18 protein-coding genes and 5 pseudogenes are annotated in these 20,466 nt (G+C 63.1%); 16 read left to right on the plus strand and 7 right to left on the minus strand.

Going from position 1 to position 20,466, the window contains the following annotated elements; genetic code table 11:
• The 4 genes from IPF49_00145 to IPF49_00160 all read left to right on the plus strand — a co-directional run.
• The coding region (locus tag IPF49_00145; GenBank protein MBK6286055.1) for a DEAD/DEAH box helicase at positions 1–1,197 on the plus strand (1,197 nt) is incomplete at its 5' end.
• 4 nt (positions 1,198–1,201) lie between these two features.
• A complete protein-coding gene (locus IPF49_00150; protein MBK6286056.1) occupies positions 1,202–2,188 on the plus strand; it encodes a hypothetical protein in 987 nt (328 codons plus the stop codon).
• Between the two features lie 185 nt (positions 2,189–2,373).
• On the plus strand, positions 2,374–4,038 hold the full coding sequence (locus IPF49_00155) for a hypothetical protein (GenBank protein MBK6286057.1): 1,665 nt from the start codon (positions 2,374–2,376) through the stop codon (positions 4,036–4,038).
• A gap of 164 nt (positions 4,039–4,202) precedes the next feature.
• Complete coding sequence (locus IPF49_00160; protein MBK6286058.1) at positions 4,203–4,634, plus strand: hypothetical protein; 432 nt, start codon at positions 4,203–4,205, stop codon at positions 4,632–4,634.
• A 31-nt stretch (positions 4,635–4,665) separates the two neighbouring features.
• Here IPF49_00160 and IPF49_00165 read toward each other — a convergent pair whose 3' ends face one another.
• A complete protein-coding gene (locus IPF49_00165) occupies positions 4,666–5,088 on the minus strand; it encodes a nuclear transport factor 2 family protein (protein MBK6286059.1) in 423 nt (140 codons plus the stop codon).
• A 143-nt stretch (positions 5,089–5,231) separates the two neighbouring features.
• Here IPF49_00165 and IPF49_00170 point away from each other — a divergent pair, with 143 nt between their 5' ends.
• From IPF49_00170 to IPF49_00215, 10 genes and pseudogenes are all read left to right on the plus strand, one after another.
• Positions 5,232–6,695 (plus strand): FAD-binding protein, encoded by a 1,464-nt coding sequence (locus IPF49_00170; GenBank protein ID MBK6286060.1) that lies wholly within the window; start codon positions 5,232–5,234, stop codon positions 6,693–6,695.
• Positions 6,695–7,756 carry a glycolate oxidase subunit GlcE gene (gene glcE, locus IPF49_00175; protein ID MBK6286061.1) on the plus strand — a complete coding sequence of 354 codons (1,062 nt, stop codon included), beginning with the start codon at positions 6,695–6,697 and terminating at the stop codon, positions 7,754–7,756. The genes IPF49_00170 and glcE overlap by 1 nt, the downstream gene beginning before the upstream one ends.
• A 5-nt stretch (positions 7,757–7,761) precedes the next feature.
• Positions 7,762–8,985, plus strand: coding sequence for a glycolate oxidase subunit GlcF (glcF, locus tag IPF49_00180; protein MBK6286062.1), 1,224 nt, complete (start codon positions 7,762–7,764; stop codon positions 8,983–8,985).
• Between the two features lie 228 nt (positions 8,986–9,213).
• Positions 9,214–9,972, plus strand: coding sequence for a hypothetical protein (locus IPF49_00185; GenBank protein MBK6286063.1), 759 nt, complete (start codon positions 9,214–9,216; stop codon positions 9,970–9,972).
• 143 nt (positions 9,973–10,115) lie between these two features.
• A pseudogene (locus IPF49_00190) lies at positions 10,116–10,520 on the plus strand (Ig domain-containing protein,Calx-beta domain-containing protein).
• Positions 10,521–10,808: 288 nt separating this feature from the next.
• Positions 10,809–11,213: pseudogene (locus IPF49_00195) on the plus strand (Ig domain-containing protein,Calx-beta domain-containing protein).
• Between the two features lie 288 nt (positions 11,214–11,501).
• Positions 11,502–11,909: pseudogene (locus tag IPF49_00200) on the plus strand (Ig domain-containing protein,Calx-beta domain-containing protein).
• A 285-nt stretch (positions 11,910–12,194) separates the two neighbouring features.
• Positions 12,195–12,635: pseudogene (locus IPF49_00205) on the plus strand (calcium-binding protein).
• A gap of 423 nt (positions 12,636–13,058) precedes the next feature.
• Positions 13,059–13,454 (plus strand): annotated as a pseudogene (locus tag IPF49_00210) (furin).
• 327 nt (positions 13,455–13,781) lie between these two features.
• Complete coding sequence (locus IPF49_00215; GenBank protein MBK6286064.1) at positions 13,782–14,237, plus strand: M10 family metallopeptidase C-terminal domain-containing protein; 456 nt, start codon at positions 13,782–13,784, stop codon at positions 14,235–14,237.
• A gap of 55 nt (positions 14,238–14,292) precedes the next feature.
• On the opposite strand, the gene IPF49_00220 is transcribed toward IPF49_00215, so the two are convergent.
• Positions 14,293–15,174: a LysR family transcriptional regulator gene (locus IPF49_00220; protein MBK6286065.1), complete on the minus strand. Its 882-nt coding sequence runs from the start codon at positions 15,172–15,174 to the stop codon at positions 14,293–14,295.
• Positions 15,175–15,293: 119 nt separating this feature from the next.
• On the opposite strand from IPF49_00220, the gene IPF49_00225 reads away from it, so the two are divergent.
• Positions 15,294–16,067, plus strand: a complete 774-nt coding sequence (locus tag IPF49_00225; GenBank protein ID MBK6286066.1) for a ferredoxin--NADP reductase — start codon at positions 15,294–15,296, stop codon at positions 16,065–16,067.
• Between the two features lie 80 nt (positions 16,068–16,147).
• The gene (locus IPF49_00230; protein ID MBK6286067.1) at positions 16,148–17,404 is read left to right on the plus strand and encodes an alpha/beta hydrolase; all 1,257 of its coding nucleotides are present in this window, start codon (positions 16,148–16,150) and stop codon (positions 17,402–17,404) included.
• A 49-nt stretch (positions 17,405–17,453) separates the two neighbouring features.
• Here the strand turns inward: IPF49_00230 and IPF49_00235 are convergent, their stop codons facing one another.
• Genes IPF49_00235 through IPF49_00255 form a run of 5 tightly spaced genes read right to left on the minus strand, consistent with a single transcriptional unit; the run spans position 17,454 to position 20,462 of the window.
• A complete protein-coding gene (locus tag IPF49_00235) occupies positions 17,454–17,735 on the minus strand; it encodes an STAS domain-containing protein (protein MBK6286068.1) in 282 nt (93 codons plus the stop codon).
• Positions 17,732–18,337: an ABC transporter substrate-binding protein gene (locus IPF49_00240; protein MBK6286069.1), complete on the minus strand. Its 606-nt coding sequence runs from the start codon at positions 18,335–18,337 to the stop codon at positions 17,732–17,734. Before IPF49_00240 ends, IPF49_00235 begins: the two co-directional genes overlap by 4 nt.
• A gap of 47 nt (positions 18,338–18,384) precedes the next feature.
• A complete protein-coding gene (gene mlaD / locus IPF49_00245) occupies positions 18,385–18,855 on the minus strand; it encodes an outer membrane lipid asymmetry maintenance protein MlaD (GenBank protein MBK6286070.1) in 471 nt (156 codons plus the stop codon).
• A 3-nt stretch (positions 18,856–18,858) separates the two neighbouring features.
• Positions 18,859–19,653, minus strand: coding sequence for a lipid asymmetry maintenance ABC transporter permease subunit MlaE (gene mlaE, locus IPF49_00250; protein ID MBK6286071.1), 795 nt, complete (start codon positions 19,651–19,653; stop codon positions 18,859–18,861).
• A complete protein-coding gene (locus tag IPF49_00255; GenBank protein ID MBK6286072.1) occupies positions 19,653–20,462 on the minus strand; it encodes an ABC transporter ATP-binding protein in 810 nt (269 codons plus the stop codon). Before IPF49_00255 ends, mlaE begins: the two co-directional genes overlap by 1 nt.
• Between the last annotated feature and the right edge of the window lie 4 nt (positions 20,463–20,466).

The raw sequence follows: 20,466 nt of genomic DNA on the forward strand, positions 1-20,466 counted from the left end.
CGCTGCCTTATCGCGCACCCATCGGCCGTGGCCCAGGAGGAACTGCGTGCGCTGGACGCCGAACGGCTGGCGGGCATCGACCTGGTCATCACCAGCTACGCTACGCTGATGCGCTTGCCGAATCTGCTGGCGTTGCGCTGGCACCTGGCGGTGGCCGACGAGGCCCAGGCGCTCAAGAATCCGTCCGCCAAGCAGACAAAGGCAGTCAAGCAGCTCCAGGCCATGGCGCGCATCGCACTCACCGGCACACCCGTGGAAAACCGTATTGCCGATCTCTGGTCCATATTTGACTTCACCCATCCGGGGCTGCTGGGATCGCGGAAGGCCTTTGCCGGATTGACGAAAAACATGGCGCAACATCACCACTTCGGCCCGCTGCGCACGCTGGTCAGCCCCTACATCCTGCGCCGCCTGAAGAGCGACAAACGCATCATCGATGATTTGCCGGACAAGACGGAAATGACCGCCTGGTGCGCATTGAGTTCCGTCCAGGCCGCCCTGTATCAGCGCGCGGTCAAGGAATTGGCCGCCAAACTGGAAACCGCGGAGGGTATCGAGCGCAAGGGGCTGGTGCTCGCCTTCCTGATGCGCTTCAAGCAGATCTGCAATCATCCATCCCAATGGCTCGGCGATGGTACCTGGAAAGCGGAACACAGCGGCAAGTTCGGGCGCCTGGCCGAAATCGCGGAGACCATTGCTGCCAAGCAGGAAAAGATGCTGGTCTTCACCCAGTTCAGGGAGGTTACCGCGCCGCTGGCGGCTTTTCTGGGCAATATCTTCGGGCGCGAAGGCCTGGTGTTGCATGGCGGCACGCCAGTGGGCAAACGTCGCGAACTCGTCAAGCGCTTCCAGGAAGATGAGCAGTGCCCCTTTTTCGTTCTGTCGCTCAAGGCCGGCGGCACCGGACTGAACCTGACTGCCGCCTCTCATGTGATCCACTTTGACCGCTGGTGGAACCCCGCCGTGGAAAATCAGGCCACCGACCGCGCCTGGCGTATCGGCCAGCATCGCAATGTGCTGGCGCACAAATTCGTTTGCCGGGGCACCATCGAAGAGCGCATCGATGAGATGATCCGCTCCAAGCAACAACTGGCGCAGAACTTGCTCGAAGGCGGCGCCGAAATCAATCTGACCACAATGAGCGATGCGGAGTTGCTCGACCTGATCAGGCTCGACATCCACTCCATCGGAGAATGAGCGTATGAGTTACGGATACTGGAAACCCTATGTGCCGGTTGCCAGGCGGCGGGCGCAGACCGCAAAGGCGATCACGAAGGCGAAGAAGGCCGGAGCGGATATGCGCCCGGTGCGTATCGAGGGACGGACCATCGCCAGGACCTTCTGGGGCAAGGCCTGGTGCACCAATCTGGAAGCCTACAGCGACTTCGAGAATCGTCTGCCGCGTGGGCGCACCTATGTGCGCAACGGCTCGGTCATCGATCTGAAGATAGAGCCGGGCAAGGTGCGCGCGCTGGTCGTGGGCTCCAGCCTGTACAAAATCGAAATCGGCATCGCCGCCGTGCCGGATGCCCGCTGGAAGTCGCTGACCAGGGAATGCACCGGTTCCATCGCCTCGCTGGTCGAGTTGTTGCAGGGCAAGTTCTCGAATGCCGTGATGGAGCGCATCTGTCAACCGAAGACGGGGCTGTTTCCCGCGCCCGCGGACATCCGGCTCGACTGCTCTTGTCCGGACTGGGCGACGATGTGCAAGCATGTCGCCGCCGTTCTCTACGGCGTGGGCGCGCGGCTGGATGCGCAGCCCGAACTTCTCTTCACGTTGCGCCAGGTGGATGCCAGCGACCTCGTGACACAGGCAACGCAACTGAGCGTCAAAACCGGGAAAAAGCCGGCCAGGGGCAAGGTGCTCGACGATTCTCGACTTGCCGAGGTATTCGGCATCGAGATGGACGTCCCCGAGGTGTTGCCGGACACGAAAAAGAAGCCAGCAACCCGCCGGACGAAGCCGGCCACTGCCGCGCTAAAAAAGCCGGCCAGGGCATCGGCGAAGAAGAAGGTTGTGGTGGCAACGAAGAAGAAAAATTCGCGGCCCCGGAAAGAGGGAATGCAGCTCGGAGTGGCACCTGCCACTGGCAGGAAATCGGTCAATTCCGCCACCGGAAAACGTGCATCGCGGCACAGCACGCCCATCACGCCGGCTCAAACGAAACGAAAAAAGGCGCAAACCTGATCCCGCCTGTCTCCCCATCGCGCGCAGCCGCAGCACCATTTACCTCGATCAGAACCAGCGGAATTGCCGGTCCGGACCCATCCTGCCGCGGCCGATCAGCCGGCAAAAGATTCGATTGAGACCGGATCGGTGCCGGGCTTATACTCGACCAGTTTCGGTTTCTTTCATCAGTGGAGGGTTCCGTCATGGCTTCATTCAGTTTCAACGCCGGCACCGATATCTTCTCCGACCTCAACGATTACGAAAGCTGGAACCTGACCCAGGTCAGTGGAACGGCCGCCGTGTGGGAGGTCGGCGACTACCGTCTCGTGGTGAGCGGCAACGGGTTCTCGCTCGGCAGTCCGCCGACCGGCACCATCACCGGGGCAAAGCTCTACCAGGTCGACCTGAGTTCGGGTGCCGCGGTCAACGTGCAGGTGATGACCAATACCAGCGCGCTCGCACTTTCGTTTTCCGGGCTGATGACGGCTGTCGCGACTTCGACCGACTCGTTCGCGGTGCCGGCCTACCTGTTCAAGGGCAACGATGTGCTGAGCGGTTCGGCCGAAAACGACACCATGAGCGGCTATGGCGGAAACGACGTGCTCAACGGCAACGACGGTGACGACCAGATGACCGGCGGCACCGGCAACGACACGATGGATGGTGGCGCCGGCAACGACTTCATGTACGGCGATGATCCTGGCGGCGGCTTCAATCCGTTGGCAATTCCGGGCAACGACAGCCTCAACGGCGGCGCCGGTAACGACTGGCTCGACGGTGGTGGCGGTGCCGATACCATGACCGGTGGCACCGGCAACGACCACTACTTCGTTTCCGATATCGGCGATACGGTCATCGAGCTGGCCGGCGGCGGCAACTATGATCGGGTCACGATGAGTACGCAGTACGGGCTGAGCAGCTATACGCTGGCCGCCAACGTCGAGAACCTCGATGTCGAGGCCGTCAGTTACACACCGAAGCCCAAGACGATCACTGCCTACGGCAATGATCTGGCAAACAAGATCTCGGCCACCACCTACATCGGCGCACCCACGTCGCCGGTCAAGTTTTTCGGTCTGGCAGGCAATGATCGACTGACCGGCGGCAGCGGCAACGACATCCTCAATGGCGGCATCGGAAATGACACGATGATCGGGGGCCGTGGCTCAGACACCTACTATGTCAACTCGAATGCCGACGTCGTCAGCGAGACCATTGCTTACCCGACACCCGGCAATGACAAGGACACCGTCGTCTACAGCGTCAGCAGCGCGGGAACGGTGTCGCTCGGCGGCACGGTGTCCGGTCTGGCGGCGACAAAAACCTACAGCGGCATCGAGAACCTCACCTTGTCCTCGGCGTCGAACAAAGTGGCGCACAACGCCATCGGCTCGGAGCTGGCCAACCGGCTCACCGGCAACGCGGCGGGCAACCAGCTCCATGGTCTCGACGGCAGCGACACCTTGCTCGGGCTGGGAGGCAACGATGTGCTGAGCGGCGGCACGGGAAATGACACGCTGACCGGTGGCGGTGGCGGGGATGCCTTTGTGTTCGACACCGCGCTCTCGGCGGCGAGCAATATCGACACCCTCACCGATTTTGCCCCGGGCAGCGACACCCTTCGCCTCGATGCCAGCGTGTTTGCTGCGTTCAGCGCGGGTGTGCCAGTGAGTGGCGCGCAGCTGCTGGCGGCAGCGGGCGCGACCAGTGCCCAGGATGCGGATGACCGGCTCATCTACAACACCACGAGCGGCGCGTTGTACTACGACGCCGACGGCACCGGCGCGGGCGCGGCGGTGCAGTTCGCGCAGCTTGGCACGAGTACGCATCCGGTGCTGTCGGCGAGCGATTTCGTGGTCATTGCCTGATCGCGGAGATTGGTCGTTGCGGGCCGGATTGGCAGCGAGCCGCTGCTTGCGGGCGGGTGCGTCCCCGCAAACTGTTCCATGGAACCTTGATCTGACCCGGTTGCAAGCGCTGCCCGACTGCGCATAGCGTGCGGTATTCGTCAATGAATGAAGGAGATCGAGTCATGGCCAAGAAGAAAAAGCTGCTGAAGCTGGTTCGCGACAGCATCGAAAAGGGAGCGACCACCGCGGAGGATGTGCACAAATCGATCGCCGCGATGCCATTGAAATGGCTCAAGGACATTGACGTGTTGCGTGGCCCGGTCGGCAAGGCGGGCAAGATTCAGGATCAGACCATAGGATCGATCTACGATCTGATTCGTCGTATCAACGAGCAGGTCGGCAAGCTCGCTGTGGAGCTTCTTGCCGATGCGACAGCCGCTGTCGAACCGGCGTCCGGCAACAGGAAGCGACCGGCTGCAGCGAAAGCGACGAAGCGCGCCGCCGCGCGGAAGCGCACGGTTGCCGCCACGGCAAGGAAGCCAGCCGCGAGCAAGGCAAAACGCAGCGCGGCGGTGGCAAGCAAGCGTCCGTCACGCAAGAAAACGCCGGCGTGATTTGCCGGCACCTTTCGCACATGGGTCGATTCTATGGCAGGTGCGCAAACGCGCCCTGATGTTGCTGATGCAGCGTGTCGAGGTATTCCCACACTTCCGCGATACGCTCCCCCTCGAGACGGAAGCGAAAGAAATAGCGATTGTCGTAGGGCGCGCCATTGGCGAGCCTTGCGATGAACGTGAGCTGCACCGCCACGTCTTCCTGGTCACCGGTCATCGATTCGATACGGATGTCCAGGCTGCCCGCCTGATAGATGGCGACGCCCGAACTCAGCACTTCCATGACCCCGGCGAGTCCGCATTTGGGATTTGGCTTGATCATCGGATTGCTGAACGGCACGTGCCAGCGCGCGTCGGCGGTGAAGCAATCCTCGAGACGCAGATCCGTGCGTCGTCCTGAAATGATGTCGAAATAGCGGGTGACGATCCGCTTGTTGGCGGTGACGGTGTCCATGGTTTCTCGCTTCGATAGTCCGGTTTTTCATGATAGTCGATGCGTTGCTGGATGGCTGCTGCGCCAGCGCCCCAGGTGGTAGGATGCGGCACCTGTCCTGTTCCGGATCGTCCATGCGCAACCAGGTGCCCGAAACCGATGTGATGCCTGGCCCATGGCGACAGACGCTGCTGCGTCGCCTGCGTGCGATCGTTGGCGAAGACTCGGTGCTCGCGCATGCCGAGCAGCTTGCCCCCTATGAATGCGATGGCTTGTCGGCCCATCGCCAGTCGCCGCTGGTGGTGGTGTTGCCCGACACCATCGAGCAGCTGCAGTCGATACTGCGCCTGTGTCATGAATTGCAGGTGCCGGTGGTGGCACGCGGTGCCGGCACCGGTCTGTCCGGCGGCGCCTTGCCGCTCGCGAACGGAGTATTGCTCGGCCTTGCAAAGTTCAACCGCATTCTCGATATCGATGCGCACAATCGCAGCGCCCGGGTACAGCCCGGCGTGCGCAACCTCGCCATATCACAGGCGGTCGAGCACCTGGGGCTCTACTACGCGCCCGATCCGTCCTCGCAGATTGCCTGCACCATCGGTGGCAATGTGGCCGAGAACGCCGGTGGTGTGCATTGCCTGAAATACGGCCTGACCGTGCACAATATCCTCGCGCTCGAGGTGATCACGATCGAGGGCGAGCGACTGACGATCGGCGGCAACAGTCTCGACACGCCGGGCTACGAACTGCTTGCGCTGATGACGGGCTCGGAAGGCATGCTCGGTGTGATCGTGGAAGTCACGGTGAGGTTGCTGCCAAAGCCGCACAGCGTGCGCCTGTTGCTGGCCGCCTTCGATGATGTGGAGCGCGCCGGCGATGCGGTTACTTCAATCATCGCCGCGGGTATCGTGCCGGGCGGGCTGGAGATGATGGATAACCCGGCGATTCGTGCCGCGGAGGGATTCGTCAACGTGGGCTACCCGGTGGACGCGGCGGCGATGCTGCTGTGCGAACTCGATGGGAGTGCCGAGGAGGTGGAGGTCCAGGCGCGCCAAGTCGGCGAACTGCTGGTTGCGGCCGGCTCCGGCGATATCCGCGTCGCCCGCGACGAGCGCGAGCGGCTTGCGTTCTGGTCGGGGCGCAAGGCGGCATTTCCGGCGGTCGGGCGCATCGCCGCCGATTATTACTGCATGGATGGCACCATTCCGCGGGCCCGGCTCGGCGAGGTGCTGCGGCGCATCGGCGAGCTTTCGCGGCAGCATGATTTGCCGGTTGCCAATGTATTCCATGCCGGTGACGGCAACCTGCATCCGCTGATTCTCTATGACGCCGGCAGGGAAGGACAGCTGGCGCGGGCCGAGGCATTCGGGGCGCGGATTCTCGAACTCTGTGTCGAGGTGGGCGGAACCATCACCGGTGAACACGGTGTCGGGGTCGAGAAAATCGACCAGATGTGCGTGCAGTTTCGCAGCGCCGAACTCGCGCAGTTTCACGCGCTGAAGCAGGCCTTCGATCCGCCGCGCCTGCTCAATCCGGGCAAGGCGGTGCCCACGCTCGCGCGCTGCGCGGAACTCGGCGGGATGCATGTGCACGGGGGGCGGCTGCCATTCCCGGAGCTGGAGCGCTTCTGATGGCGGACCGCGACTGCAGCGAGTCGCTGCGCGAGCAGGTGGCCGATGCGCTGGAGCGACAGGCGGCGCTGCGCATCCACGCTGCCGATACCCGGGCGTTTTACGGGCGGGCGCTCCGTGGTGAGGCGCTCGATGTCAGTGGGCATCGTGGCATTGTCGATTACCAGCCGAGCGAGCTGGTGGTGACGGTGCGCGCGGGAACCCCGCTCGATGAACTCGAAGCCGAACTCGGGCGCCACGGCCAGATGCTGGCCTTCGAACCGCCGCGCTTTGGCGCCTCGACCATTGGCGGTGCCATCGCCACGGCGATGTCCGGTCCAAGACGTCCCTATGCGGGGGCAGCGCGCGATTTCGTGCTCGGTGTGCGCTGCCTGAACGGGCGCGCCGAGTTGCTCTCCTTCGGCGGGCGGGTGATGAAAAATGTCGCGGGATACGATGTGTCGCGGCTGATGACCGGGGCATTCGGGACGCTCGGCGTGTTGCTCGATATCTCGCTGAAGGTGCTGCCTCTTGCCCGGCAGGAACTCACGCTCGAGCGCCAGTGCGAGCCGGGGGAGGCGATCCGGTTGCTGAACGCCTGGGCCGGAATGCCCCTGCCGCTGTCCGCGAGCGCTCATGACGGCGAGGTGCTGCGGGTGCGCCTGAGCGGCGCGGACTCCGCAGTGCGTGCCGCGAGCGCGAGTCTCGGTGCGGATGACTGTCGCGAACAGCCGGGGTACTGGCAACGGCTGCGCGATCAGCGACTGCCGTTCTTTGGCGGGAACGGGCGTCTCTGGCGGCTCTCGGTTCCACCCGCCTGCGCGCCGTTGCCACTCGCTGGCAAGCAGTACATCGAATGGGGCGGGGCGTTGCGCTGGTTGTTCAGCGATGAAGACGCCGCGACGGTGCGTGATGCCGTCGGCGCGCTCGGCGGGCATGCGACGCTGTATCGCGGTGCCCGAGATGACGAGCCGGTATTTCACCCGTTGGCGCCGGCGATGATGCAGTTGCAGCGCCGGATCAAGCAGGCATTCGACCCGGCCGGCATTCTCGATCCCGGTCGCATGTACCTGGAAATCTGAAACGCATGGAAACGCATCTGGCCGATTTCGTTCGCGGCACCGCGGCCGGCGACAGCGCCGAGGCGATCATCCGCAAGTGCGTGCATTGCGGCTTCTGCAACGCGACCTGCCCCACGTACCAGCTGCTGGGCGACGAGCTCGACGGGCCACGCGGGCGTATCTACCAGATCAAGCAGATGCTGGAGGGTAGCGAAGCCACGGTGCGCACCCTGCGCCATCTCGATCGCTGTCTCACTTGCCGCGCCTGCGAGACCACCTGCCCATCGGGGGTCGAATACGCAAAGCTGCTCGATATCGGGCGCGAGGTGGCGGTGGCGCGGATCGGGCGTTCACCGCTGCAGCGCATGACTCGCTGGTCGCTGCGCGCGGTGATGACTCGTACCATGGTGTTCGCGGCACTGCTTGGTCTGGGACGCGCGGTGCGCGCGCTGTTGCCGGCAGCTCTGCGGGCGCTGGTGCCGTCGCGCGTCGCTGCCGGTGAATGGCCTGCACCGCGCCATGCGCGGCGCATGCTGGTGCTCGATGGTTGCGTGCAGCCGGCGCTGGCACCGCGCATCAACGCGGCAGCGGCGCGGGTGCTCGACCGTCTCGGTATCAGCCTGGTTCGGGTGGCGCAGGCGGGATGTTGCGGCGCGCTCGGTCATCACCTCGACGCCCCGGCGGAGGCGCTCGGTTTTGTGCGTCGCGCGATCGATGCCTGGTGGCCGCATGTCGAGCAGGGCGCCGAAGCGATCGTGATGACCGCAAGCGGTTGTGGGGTGATGGTGAAGGACTATGGATACCTGTTGCGTGACGATCCCGTTTACGCGGGCAGGGCCGCGCGTATTTCCGCAATGACCCGCGATGTCGCGGAGGTACTGATGGCCGAACGTGGCGGGCTGGCAGGCGCGAATCGCGGTGCCGGCGTGCGGGTGGCCTTCCACTCGCCGTGTACCCTGCAACACGGCCAGGGGCTGGTTGGCGTGGTGGAGTCGATCCTGGGAGATGCCGGTTTCGAGCTGACACGGGTTGCGGATGCGCATCTGTGCTGCGGCTCGGCCGGTACCTATTCGATACTGCAGCCAGCGCTGTCGGGGCAACTGCGCGAGCGCAAGCTCGCGGCGTTGCAGGCCGATGCGCCTGCCCTGATCGCGAGCGCCAATATCGGCTGCCTGATGCATTTGCAGTCGGCATCCACTACTCCCGTGAGGCACTGGATCGAAGTGCTCGACGAGGCGCTGGAGTCCTGATCGTTCAGGGTGATCGAAGCCTCGTTCCGGGTTTCCGAGTTCCCAGCGCCAGGTTCGCCCGAGTGCTTCCGAGGAGTACTGCCTATATTTCGACGGGCATATTGAAAAGCCCCGGACCCAAGCGTATACAGGTTCCTTTCCCTTGTTTTCCAGACAATAGTTGGCTGGGAGCCATACATTGGCAGTCAGAGCCGAAGCTCCCCCAACACAACAAGACGGGAGGCGGTCGTGGCTGCAATATTCGTGAATGATGTCGTTGTCGGCGAAGGCGATGGTTTTGTCGACATCGTGGTCGAACTCACTGAATCCTCGTTACAAAATGTTTCCGTCAACTATTCCACCTCCAACAGCACCGCGGTGGTATCCAACGGTGCCGACGCTACCGCTGTTTCGGGCAGCTTGAGCTTTCTTGCAGGCGAGACACTCAAAACCGTCCGGGTATTGCTCACGGACGATGGCACGGCGGAGCGATTCGAGCATTTTCGGTTCAACCTGTCGGCTCCCGTCAATGCCACGCTGGCGGATGCCTCGGCAATGGTATCCATCGTTGACAACGACACGAGTGCGGTGCTGCCGGGGCTGTTCGTGCGCGATGTGGTGGTCGACGAGAAGGCCGGCACCGCGAGCTTCGTGGTGCTGCTGGGTGGGCCGGAGGGGCAGGCAAGCACCAATGTGATCACCGTCGATTACGTGACGGCCAACGACGGTGCGGTGGCGGGCAGCGATTACACGGCAGCGAGCGGCACGCTGACATTTGCACCGGGCGAGACGGTCAAGACGGTGGTGGTCGATATCACGGACGATGTGACGGCGGAGGGTATCGAGCGCTTTGCGCTGAACCTGGACAATGCCGGCAATGCGACGATCGTCGACGGGCAGGGGATCGCGGTGATCGCGGCCAACGATGCGGCGGCGGTGGCGGTGCCGCGCTTGTCGGTAGCTGACATGGTGGTCGGCGAGGTGATGGGTATCTCGACGTGGTGGTGAGCCTGAGTGCGCCGGGCACCCAGGTGGTGACGGTGAATTACACCACCTACAACAGCACCGCGGTGATATCGAACAGCGCCGATGCCACGGCGGTCTCGGGATCGCTGAGTTTCGCGGTGGGTGAGACGACCAAGACGGTGCGCATGGCGATCACCGATGACAGTACGGCGGAGCGATTCGAGCACTTCGTCTTTACGCTGTCGGGTGCGAGCAATGCGACGCTGGCGGATGCCTCGGCGATGGTATCCATTGTTGACGACGACACGAGTGCGGTGCTGCCGGGGCTGTTCGTGCGCGATGTGGTGGTCGACGAGAAGGCCGGCACCGCGAGCTTCGTGGTGCTGCTGGGTGGGCCGGAGGGGCAGGCAAGCACCAATGTGATCACCGTCGATTACGCGACGGCCAACGACGGTGCGGTGGCGGGCAGCGATTACACGGCAGCGAGCGGCACGCTGACATTTGCACCGGGCGAGACGGTCAAGACGGTGGTGGTCGATATCACGGACGATGTGACGGCGGAGGGTATCGAGCGCTTTGCGCTGAACCTGGACAATGCCGGCAATGCGACGATCGTCGACGGGCAGGGGATCGCGGTGATCGCGGCCAACGATGCGGCGGCGGTGGCGGTGCCGCGCTTGTCGGTAGCTGACATGGTGGTCGGCGAGAGTGATGGGTATCTCGACGTGGTGGTGAGCCTGAGTGCGCCGGGCACCCAGGTGGTGACGGTGAATTACACCACCTACAACAGCACCGCGGTGATATCGAACAGCGCCGATGCCACGGCGGTCTCGGGATCGCTGAGTTTCGCGGTGGGTGAGACGACCAAGACGGTGCGCATGGCGATCACCGATGACAGTACGGCGGAGCGATTCGAGCACTTCGTCTTTACGCTGTCGGGTGCGAGCAATGCGACGCTGGCGGATGCCTCGGCGATGGTATCCATTGTTGACGACGACACGAGTGCGGTGCTGCCGGGGCTGTTCGTGCGCGATGTGGTGGTCGACGAGAAGGCCGGCACCGCGAGCTTCGTGGTGCTGCTGGGTGGGCCGGAGGGGCAGGCAAGCACCAATGTGATCACCGTCGATTACGCGACGGCCAACGACGGTGCGGTGGCGGGCAGCGATTACACGGCAGCGAGCGGCACGCTGACATTTGCACCGGGCGAGACGGTCAAGACGGTGGTGGTCGATATCACGGACGATGTGACGGCGGAGGGTATCGAGCGCTTTGCGCTGAACCTGGACAATGCCGGCAATGCGACGATCGTCGACGGGCAGGGGATCGCGGTGATCGCGGCCAACGATGCGGCGGCGGTGGCGGTGCCGCGCTTGTCGGTAGCTGACATGGTGGTCGGCGAGAGTGATGGGTATCTCGACGTGGTGGTGAGCCTGAGTGCGCCGGGCACCCAGGTGGTGACGGTGAATTACACCACCTACAACAGCACCGCGGTGATATCGAACAGCGCCGATGCCACGGCGGTCTCGGGATCGCTGAGTTTCGCGGTGGGTGAGACGACCAAGACGGTGCGCATGGCGATCACCGATGACAGTACGGCGGAGCGATTCGAGCACTTCGTCTTTACGCTGTCGGGTGCGAGCAATGCGACGCTGGCGGATGCCTCGGCGATGGTATCCATTGTCGATGACGATACACCGGTCCTGCTTCCTGACGTGTACATACGCGATGCGGTGGTCGATGAGCAGGCCGGAACCGCCAGCTTCGTGGTGACGCTCGGCACCACGGAAGGTGAGGCCAGCATCGATATCGTGACGGTGGATTTTGCCACCGCGGATGGCAGCGCGACGGCGGGCAGCGATTATGCGGCGAACACCGGCACCTTGATATTCGCACCCGGAGAAACCACCAAGACCATCGTCGTCGATATCAACGATGATGGCGCGACCGAAGGAGGCGAGCGCCTCAACCTGGTATTGTCGAATCCCGACAATGCGGTTCTGATCGACCCCAATGCGGTCGCGGTGATCGGCAGCAGTGATGCGGCGACAGTCGCGGTGCCGTTGCTGTCGGTTGCCAATTTTCAGGTCAGCGAAGCTGACGGTTTCATGGATGTCGTGGTGAGCCTGAGCGCGCCGGGGACCCAGGCGGTGACGGTGAATTACACCACCTACAACGGCACCGCGGTGATATCGAACAGCGCGGATGCCACGGCGGTTTCGGGCTCACTCAGTTTCGCGAGCGGCGAGACCACCAGGACGGTACGTATCGCGATCTCCGACGACAACGTGCAGGAGAGCCTGGAGAGCTTCACCTTCACCCTCGGTTCGCCGACCAACGCAAGCCTTGGCAACAGTACGGCGACCATATCCATAGTCGATGACGATACACCCGGTGTCGAGGTGTTCAGCTACGGGATCAGCGATGACGTCTACACGATCGATGCCACCAGTGACGTGATTGTCGAAAACCCGGGTGGTGGTGTCGACCTGGTGAGGTCCTCGATCACGTATACCCTTGGCAGCGAACTCGAAAACCTGACGCTGACCGGCTTGCTCGCGATCAACGGTACGGGAAATGCGCTGGACAATGAGATTGTCGGCAACGAGGCAGCGAACCGCTTGCAGGGCCTGGCCGGGAACGACTGGCTCGATGGTGGGGAGGGCGCCGATACCCTGGAAGGCGGTACCGGCGATGATACCTTCGTGGTCGACAACGCCGGCGATGTGGTCAGCGAGCTGATTGACTCGGGCATTGATCTGGTGCGCTCCAGCCGCAGTTACAACCTGGGCGATAACGTCGAGAATCTGCTGCTCACCGGCAGCGCGAATATCAGCGGCACCGGCAATTCTCTCGCCAACTTGATCACCGGCAACAGCGGCGCCAACACGCTCAATGGCGGCAACGGGGACGATACGCTGGACGGTGGCGCCGGCGCCGACCAGCTGGTTGGCGGGCGCGGATCCGATGTTTACCTCGTGACGGCCGGTGATGTCGTGGTCGAACTCGAGTTGCAGGGCATCGATACGGTGCGCAGCAGCGTGTCATGGACGCTGGATGCCAACGTCGAGGTGCTCGAGCTGATCGGAGATGCGGCCTCGAGCGCTACCGGCAATGATGGTGCCAACACGCTGGTCGGCAACAGTGCCGGCAATCTTCTCACCGGTGGCAAGGGCTATGACACGCTGGACGGCGGCCTTGGCGTCGATACGCTGGTTGGAGGCCTGGGCTACGACAGCTACGTGGTCACCGCGGGCGATGTGGTCGTGGAACTCGCCAACCAGGGCTACGACAAGATCTACAGCGAAATCAGCTGGTCGCTCGAGGCCAATATCGAGAAGCTGTTTCTGACGGGCTCCGCCAACGTGAATGGTACCGGCAACGAACTGAACAACCAGCTTTTTGGCAACAGTGGCAACAACAGTCTGGCGGGTGGTGCCGGCAATGATACGTTGACCGGCGGCCTCGGCATCGACACCTTGTCTGGTGGGCTTGGCAACGATACCTATTTCGTGGACGTCGGCGATGTGCTGCTCGAGAGCGCGGGCGCAGGTGTCGATGTGGTGAAGAGCGCGGCCGACTGGACGCTCGGCGTCGAGTTCGAGAATCTCCGCCTGATCGGCACCGCCTCGGTGCAGGCGACCGGCAATGCAGTCGCCAATACCATCAACGGCAACGTGGGTGACAACCTGATCGCGGGCGCCGGTGGCAATGACCTGCTGCGCGGTGCCGCCGGCAACGACACGATGGACGGGGGCGATGGCAATGACACCGTGTATGGAGGGGCAGGCGATGACAGCATGCTCGGTGGCGAAGGCGACGACAGTATCGGCGGCGGCAATGGCGCTGACGCGCTGCAGGGCGGCGCCGGCAACGACACGCTGGTCGGTGGCGACGGCTTTGATTTTCTGGGCGGTGGTGCGGGGATCGACGTGCTCAAGGGCGGGCGTGGCGCTGACACGCTGGCCGGCAATGATGGCGCGGATGTTTTTGTTTTCGATACCGCGCTCTCGGTCAATAACATCGACACGATCACCGATTTCGTATCGGGTCAGGATCTGCTGCGGCTCGATGATGATGTATTCACTGCGTTGAGCGCGGGCGTGGCGCTCGGTGCCGCGCAGTTGCTGGTCGCGGCCGGCGCGACCAGCGCCCACGATGCCGACGACCGGATCATCTATAACACCGCCAGCGGCGCGTTGTACTACGACGCAGACGGAGCGGGGGGGACAGCGGCCGTGCAGTTTGCGCAGTTGGGCACGGGAACGCACCCGGGCTTGACTGCGGAGGATTTCCTTGTCGTTGCCTGAAGCTCGGGTCGCCCGATCGCTCGACAGCCGCGCGTCGGCGGACTGTGCGCTCGGGTCATAGCGTCTCGCGACAGAGCTCCATCCAGCGTGCGATGCCGGCGCTGCGGTATTTCCTTTGGTGCAGGATGAAATAGAAGCGACGGCTGAAATCACGCCCCGGGACCGACAGCGGCACCAGGCTGCCGCGCCGGAAGGCCTCGACGAGAGTTGCCCGTGACAGGCAGCCGATGCCGATACCGCTCTCGACCGCGCGTTTGATGGCTTCCGTGTGCTGCAATTCGAACAGCACGTTCAGGCGCGGCAGCAACCCGTGCATCGCGCGGTCGAAAGTCTGGCGCGTACCCGAGCCCGGTTCGCGCAGGATCCACCGTGCCCCCAGCAATTGACGTTCGCCCAGCCGGGGTTTTTTTGCCAGCGGGTGGTCGGGCGCGCAGAACACCACCAGTTCATCGTCGCGCCAGGGAATGACTTCGAGTTCGGGATGGCGGATCTCGCCCTCGATCAGCCCGATATCGAGCTCGAAGCGTGCCACCTTGGCGACGATACTGGCGGTGTTGGCCACATCCAGGGTGATCTGTGTATTCGGGTGAGCTGCCATGTAGCGCGTCATGACCGGCACGGCAAGGTAGTTGCCGATGCTGAGCGTGGCGCCCACGCGGAGCGAACCCGCCTCGCCCCGGTGTCCAAAGGATTGCTCCAGTTCGCGGGCTCGAACCAGCAGCTCCTCGGCTGCCGGCAGCAGCCTGCGACCCGATTCATTCAGTTGCAGGCGCTTGCCGATGCGGTCGAACAGTTGCAGCTCGAACTGGCGTTCGAGCTCCGCAAGGGCGCCGCTGGCGGCCGATTGCGACAGCGACAGGCTGGCGGCGGCGCGCCCCAGGTTTTCCTGGCGCGCGGTCGCGACAAATATCTCGAGCTGGCGCAGGGTGTATCTCATTATCTGTAAATCAGAATAAATATATCTGAATAAACCATTTTACCGATATCAACACAAGACCTTAAAGTGCCTCCCCGGTGATGGCCCGCGCAGTGTGGGTCCGCTGCGAGGAGTTCCAGATGAGTAATCTGAATGTCGAAACGGTTACCGGTGTGCGGCACTGGAACGATACGCTGTTCAGCTTCAGGACCACCCGCGACAGCGGCTTCCGCTTCCGCAACGGTCACTTCACGATGATCGGCCTCGAGGTCGACGAGCGGCCGCTGTTGCGTGCCTACAGCATCGTCAGCGCAAACCACGAAGAGGAACTCGAGTTCTTCAGTATCAAGGTGCCCGACGGGCCGCTCACCTCGCGGCTGCAGCACCTGCGCGAAGGTGACCGGGTGCTGGTGAGCCGCAAGCCTACCGGAACGCTGCTGCTGGACCATCTGCTGCCAGGGCGCAATCTTTACCTGCTCAGCACGGGTACCGGACTCGCTCCGTTTCTCAGCATCGTCAAGGATCCCGAGACCTACGAGCGTTTCGAGCGGGTGATACTCACCCATGGCGTCCGCCATGTTTCGGAACTGGCCTATGTTGAACAACTCACGACGGAGCTGCCGGCGAATGAATTTTTTGGTGATGAAGTCCGCCGCAAGCTGCTGTATTACCCGACTGTGACCCGCGAGCCCTTCCGCAACCAGGGACGCCTGAGCGATCTGATCGCCAGCGGCAAGCTGTTCGATGACCTGGGTTTGCCCGCGCCGGCGCTCGCGGACGATCGCTTCATGCTCTGCGGCAGCCCGGCGATGCTGCGCGATCTGTGCACGATTCTCGATGCAAGCGGTTTCCGGGAATCTCGCCATGGCGAGAGCGCCCATTACGTGATCGAGCGTGCTTTTGTCGAAAAATAGCTCTTGCATCTGCCAGCAGGCATAATCGCTCCCGGCGCGTTGCGCCATATCGATGAAACATTCGAAGGAGCATTGCCCGCATGGATTGGTTGCTTGCCGCACTGGCGCTGTTCAACCTGGGATCGATGTACACCGTGTTCGTGCCGCGCGGCGTGCCGCGTAAAGCGATCCCGTGGGTACTGTACGGGTTTGCGGTGCTGGCGACGGAACTCGCGTGGATCTGGTTGCCGCTGCAGATTGGCTTGGCGTGGCTGCTGGTTCTCGGCGGCGCGCTCGACAGCGGGCTCGGCGAGCTGGCGTTGCTGGTACTGCTGCTGAGCTGGCCCGGGCTCGCCTGGAGCATCCGGCTCTCGCTGCTGGCGAAGGAGCCGGTCGAGAACGCGTTGCAGGCGGGACTCGGAGAGGATTATCGCGCTGCGGTTCCACTGGAGATGCGTGGCAACTTTCGCGATACCGTGGGTTTTCGTGACTGGTGCAGGCCGTTTTCGAGCAAGCGCGCCGATGTCGAGGTGATTCGCAATATTGCCTACGGTCCGACAGGTGTGCGCCAGAAGCTCGATATCTATCGCCCGCGGGTGCTGCCGCCCGCAGGCTGCCCGGTGCTGCTGCAGATCCACGGCGGTGCGTTCATGATCGGTGACAAGGCACAGCAGGCGTTGCCACTGATGTATGCGATGGCCAGCCGCGGCTGGATCTGTGTGTCGATCAACTACCGCCTCAGTCCCAGCGTCGGGTTTCCTGTGCATCTCGAGGATTGCAAACGGGCGTTATGCTGGATTCGCACCCATGGGCGTGAATATGGCATGAACCCGGATTTTGTCGCGGTGACGGGCGGCTCTGCCGGTGGACACCTGGCGGCGCTGATGGCGCTTACCGCGAATCGGGTCGAACTGCAGCGCGAGTTTCCACAGGTCGACACCACGGTGCAGGCGTGTGTGCCGTGTTACGGGCTCTACGATGTGCTGACCCGGCACGAGCAGCATCCCAATCCGCAGATGGTGATCGATTTCCTGCGCGATCGCGTGCTGCACCAGACGCCGGAGGAAAATCCTGCCTTGTGGGACCTGGCATCGCCGGTGGCACAGATCCACGAGGACGCGCCGCCGTTCATGATCGTGCACGGCGCGATCGACAGCATCATTCCGGTCGGCGACGCGCGCATCTTCACCCAGCGCCTGCGGCGCACTTCGCGCAGTCCCGCGGTGTTTCTCGAATTGCGCGGCGCCGAGCATGGCTTCGACAACCTGCACTCCGCGCGTACCGAATACACGCTCGACGGGGTACACCGCTTCCTCGAGTGGACGCGTGCCAATCCCACGTCGCCCCACGCGGGCTGAGGGCATCTGCGGATGGAGTCTGTCTGCCGTCGCGTACGCTTCGTCGTGATCAGGGCTGGAGTTGTTCGGAGACCGAATACATCTGCGCCAGGTTGAGCATACCCGGGGGCAGATTCGCGAAGCTGATACGACGTCCCGCGGCGATGGCTCCGCGCTTCAACTCCAGCGCAAATGCGATCGCGGCAGAGTCGATTTCGACTACCGCGGCAAAGTCCACGATCTCGATGTCCTTGTCGCAGGCGCGCCGGACCTCGGCCAGCAGTGCCGGTACGGTGTCCATGTTCAGTGCGCCATCGAGCAACAGGCGGCCGCCTTCGCTGCGCAGACTCATTGCGCGCCCTTCGCCAGCGAGGCATTCTTGTCATCGAGCATGCGGATCAGGCCGTCGATACCGTTGTCGCGGACTTCTGCGGAAAAGGCGTCGCGGTAGGTGGTCACCAGGCTCACGCCATCGACCACCACATCATAGACTTTCCAGCCCTCGGAGCCGCGGGACATGCGGTAGTCGACCGCTATCGCCGGGGCTCCCGGTTGTTTCAGCAGCGAGCGCACGATGACTTTATTCTTGTCGGCCGATTCGCGCGAGGGCAGGAATTCGAGCGTCTGGTTCTGGTATTTCGACAAGGCCGAGGAATAGGTGCGCACCAGCAAAGTGCGCATCTGCGCGGTCAGCTCGGATTGTTGCGCGCTGCTGGCACTGCGCCAGCCGACACCAGTTGCCAGTGCCGTCATGCGGGCAAAATCGAAATGCGGCAGAATTTTCTCCTTTACCTGAGCGACGACCTCGGCACTGCCGGGCGTGGACGAACCCTGCAGGATTTGCAGCACCTCGGCGCTGACCCGGTTCACCAGCGCATCGGGCGCCTCGGCATCGGCGTGCACGGGTAGCGCGAAAAGCAGTGTCAGCAGCAGGCTCAACGAGCGAAAGTTCATGATTCTCCTGTTCCTCCGGTCAACAAGTGGATTTCCAGACAAGGCATTCACTTGGCGGGCTCGCTTTCGGTAGTCTTGCTGTACAGGAACTGCCCGATCAGCTTCTCGAGCACGACGGCGCCCTGGGTGATCTCGATCACGCTGCCGTTCTCGAGATCATCGGCTTCGGCACCGGCACTGAGCCCCATATACTGGTCACCCAGCAGCCCGGCAGTGAGAATCCTGGCCGATGTATCGCTCGGGAAGTGAAAGCGCTGCTCGATCGACATCTGTACCACCGCTTCGAAGCTCGTATTGTCGAAACTGATGCCGGTGATCCGCCCGACCAGTACTCCGGCGCTTTTCACCGGTGCCTGGACTTTCAGGCCTCCGACATCGTCGAAGCGCGCGCTCACCTCGTAGGTTGCACCGCGCGTGAGCGAAGTCAGGTTGGCAACCTGGAACGAAAGAAATGCCAGGGCGCCGATGCCAAGCGCCACGAAAAAGCCTACCCAGAGATCGAGAATCGTGCGTTTCATGCTCTAACCTACACCGCGAAACATAAAGGCTGTAAGAACGAAGTCGAGTGCGAGGATCACCAGGGCCGAGGTGACGACGGTGCGCGTGGTGGCTCGTGATACACCCTCGGCGGTGGGCGGGGCCTCGTAGCCCTCGAACACCGCGATCCAGGTCACCGCGATGCCGAATACCACGCTCTTGATCACGCCGTTGATGACATCGTTGCGGAAATCCACCGCGGATTGCATCTGTGACCAGAACTGTCCGACATCGACGCCGATGAACACCACCCCGACCAGATAGCCGCCGAGAATGCCGACCGCGGAAAACAGCGCGGCCAGCAGCGGCATCGACAGCACGCCGCCCCAGAAGCGCGGAGCCACCACGCGTGCGATTGGATCGACCGCCATCATTTCCATCGCATCGATCTGTTCGGTGGCTTTCATCAGGCCGATCTCGGCGGTGATCGCGCTGCCGGCGCGGCTCGCGAACAACAGTGCGGCCACTACCGGACCGAGTTCGCGCACCAGCGACAGTGCCACCAATACGCCGAGCGCCTCCGCCGAGCCATAGCGAACCAGCGTATCGTAGCCCTGCAGGCCGAGAACCATCCCGACGAACAGCCCGGATACCAGGATGATGGTCAGCGACATCACGCCCGAGAAATACAATTCCCGGATCGTGAGCGGCAAGCGCCGGAACGCAGCCGGCGTCTGCTTCAGCGTTGCGATCAGGAAGCGGGTGGCGAAGCCGAGCCGCCATATCGCCTCGATCGTGGAATGGCCCAGGGTGCGCAACAATCCTGCCAGCGCTTTCATCAGCCGGTCCCGCCGAGCAGATCGACTGCGTAGTCCGGTGCCGGATAATGGAATGGCACGGGGCCGTCAGCTTCGCTGCAAATAAACTGGTGCACATAGGGATCGGAAGACGCGCGCACCTGCTCCGCCGTGCCTTCCGCGATCACCTTGCCATCGGCAACGAAATAAACATAGTCGACGATCTTCAACGACTCCTGCACATCGTGGGTGACAATGATGGAACTGGCGCCGAGCGCGTCGTTCAGGGTGCGGATCAGCTGGCCGATCACGCTGAGCGAGATCGGATCGAGCCCGGCGAAGGGTTCGTCGTACATCATCAGTTCCGGGTCCAGCGCGATCGCGCGGGCCAGTGCAACGCGCCGCGCCATGCCGCCCGAGAGTTCCGAGGGCATCAACGCTGCCGCGCCGCGCAGTCCTACCGCGTGCAGCTTCATCAGCACGAGGTCGCGTATCAGCGTCTCATCGAGACGGGTGTGCTCGCGCATCTGGAATGCCACATTGTCAAAGGTCGTCATATCCGTGAACAATGCGCCGAACTGGAACAGCATGCTCATGCGCCGCCGCATTGCATAGATCTGTTCCTGTCCCATCCGGTTGACAGGCTGGCCGAATACCCGGACCTCGCCTTCCGAGGGGCGCAATGCGCCGCCGATCATGCGCAGCAGCGTGGTCTTGCCACAGCCGCTCTGCCCCATGATTGCCACCACCTTGCCGCGCGGAATCCGCAGGTTGATGCGTGACAGGACCTGGCGCCCCTCGGCATAGGCAAAGGACAGGTTTTCGATTTCAACTACGTTGTCGCCGCTCAATGCC

The organism is Gammaproteobacteria bacterium, from assembly GCA_016705365.1.
Lineage (GTDB): Bacteria > Pseudomonadota > Gammaproteobacteria > Pseudomonadales > UBA5518 > UBA5518.

Bases quoted from the DNA above. Each gene is read 5' to 3' on its own strand.
- IPF49_00150 (MBK6286056.1), top strand. From the start codon at position 1,202: ATGAGTTACGGATACTGGAAACCCTATGTGCCGGTTGCCAGGCGGCGG.
- IPF49_00155 (MBK6286057.1), top strand. From the start codon at position 2,374: ATGGCTTCATTCAGTTTCAACGCCGGCACCGATATCTTCTCCGACCTC.
- IPF49_00160 (MBK6286058.1), top strand. From the start codon at position 4,203: ATGGCCAAGAAGAAAAAGCTGCTGAAGCTGGTTCGCGACAGCATCGAA.
- IPF49_00165 (MBK6286059.1), bottom strand. From the start codon at position 5,088: ATGGACACCGTCACCGCCAACAAGCGGATCGTCACCCGCTATTTCGAC.
- IPF49_00170 (MBK6286060.1), top strand. From the start codon at position 5,232: ATGCCTGGCCCATGGCGACAGACGCTGCTGCGTCGCCTGCGTGCGATC.
- glcE (MBK6286061.1), top strand. From the start codon at position 6,695: ATGGCGGACCGCGACTGCAGCGAGTCGCTGCGCGAGCAGGTGGCCGAT.
- glcF (MBK6286062.1), top strand. From the start codon at position 7,762: ATGGAAACGCATCTGGCCGATTTCGTTCGCGGCACCGCGGCCGGCGAC.
- IPF49_00220 (MBK6286065.1), bottom strand. From the start codon at position 15,174: ATGAGATACACCCTGCGCCAGCTCGAGATATTTGTCGCGACCGCGCGC.
- IPF49_00225 (MBK6286066.1), top strand. From the start codon at position 15,294: ATGAGTAATCTGAATGTCGAAACGGTTACCGGTGTGCGGCACTGGAAC.
- IPF49_00230 (MBK6286067.1), top strand. From the start codon at position 16,148: ATGGATTGGTTGCTTGCCGCACTGGCGCTGTTCAACCTGGGATCGATG.
- IPF49_00235 (MBK6286068.1), bottom strand. From the start codon at position 17,735: ATGAGTCTGCGCAGCGAAGGCGGCCGCCTGTTGCTCGATGGCGCACTG.
- IPF49_00240 (MBK6286069.1), bottom strand. From the start codon at position 18,337: ATGAACTTTCGCTCGTTGAGCCTGCTGCTGACACTGCTTTTCGCGCTA.
- mlaD (MBK6286070.1), bottom strand. From the start codon at position 18,855: ATGAAACGCACGATTCTCGATCTCTGGGTAGGCTTTTTCGTGGCGCTT.
- mlaE (MBK6286071.1), bottom strand. From the start codon at position 19,653: ATGAAAGCGCTGGCAGGATTGTTGCGCACCCTGGGCCATTCCACGATC.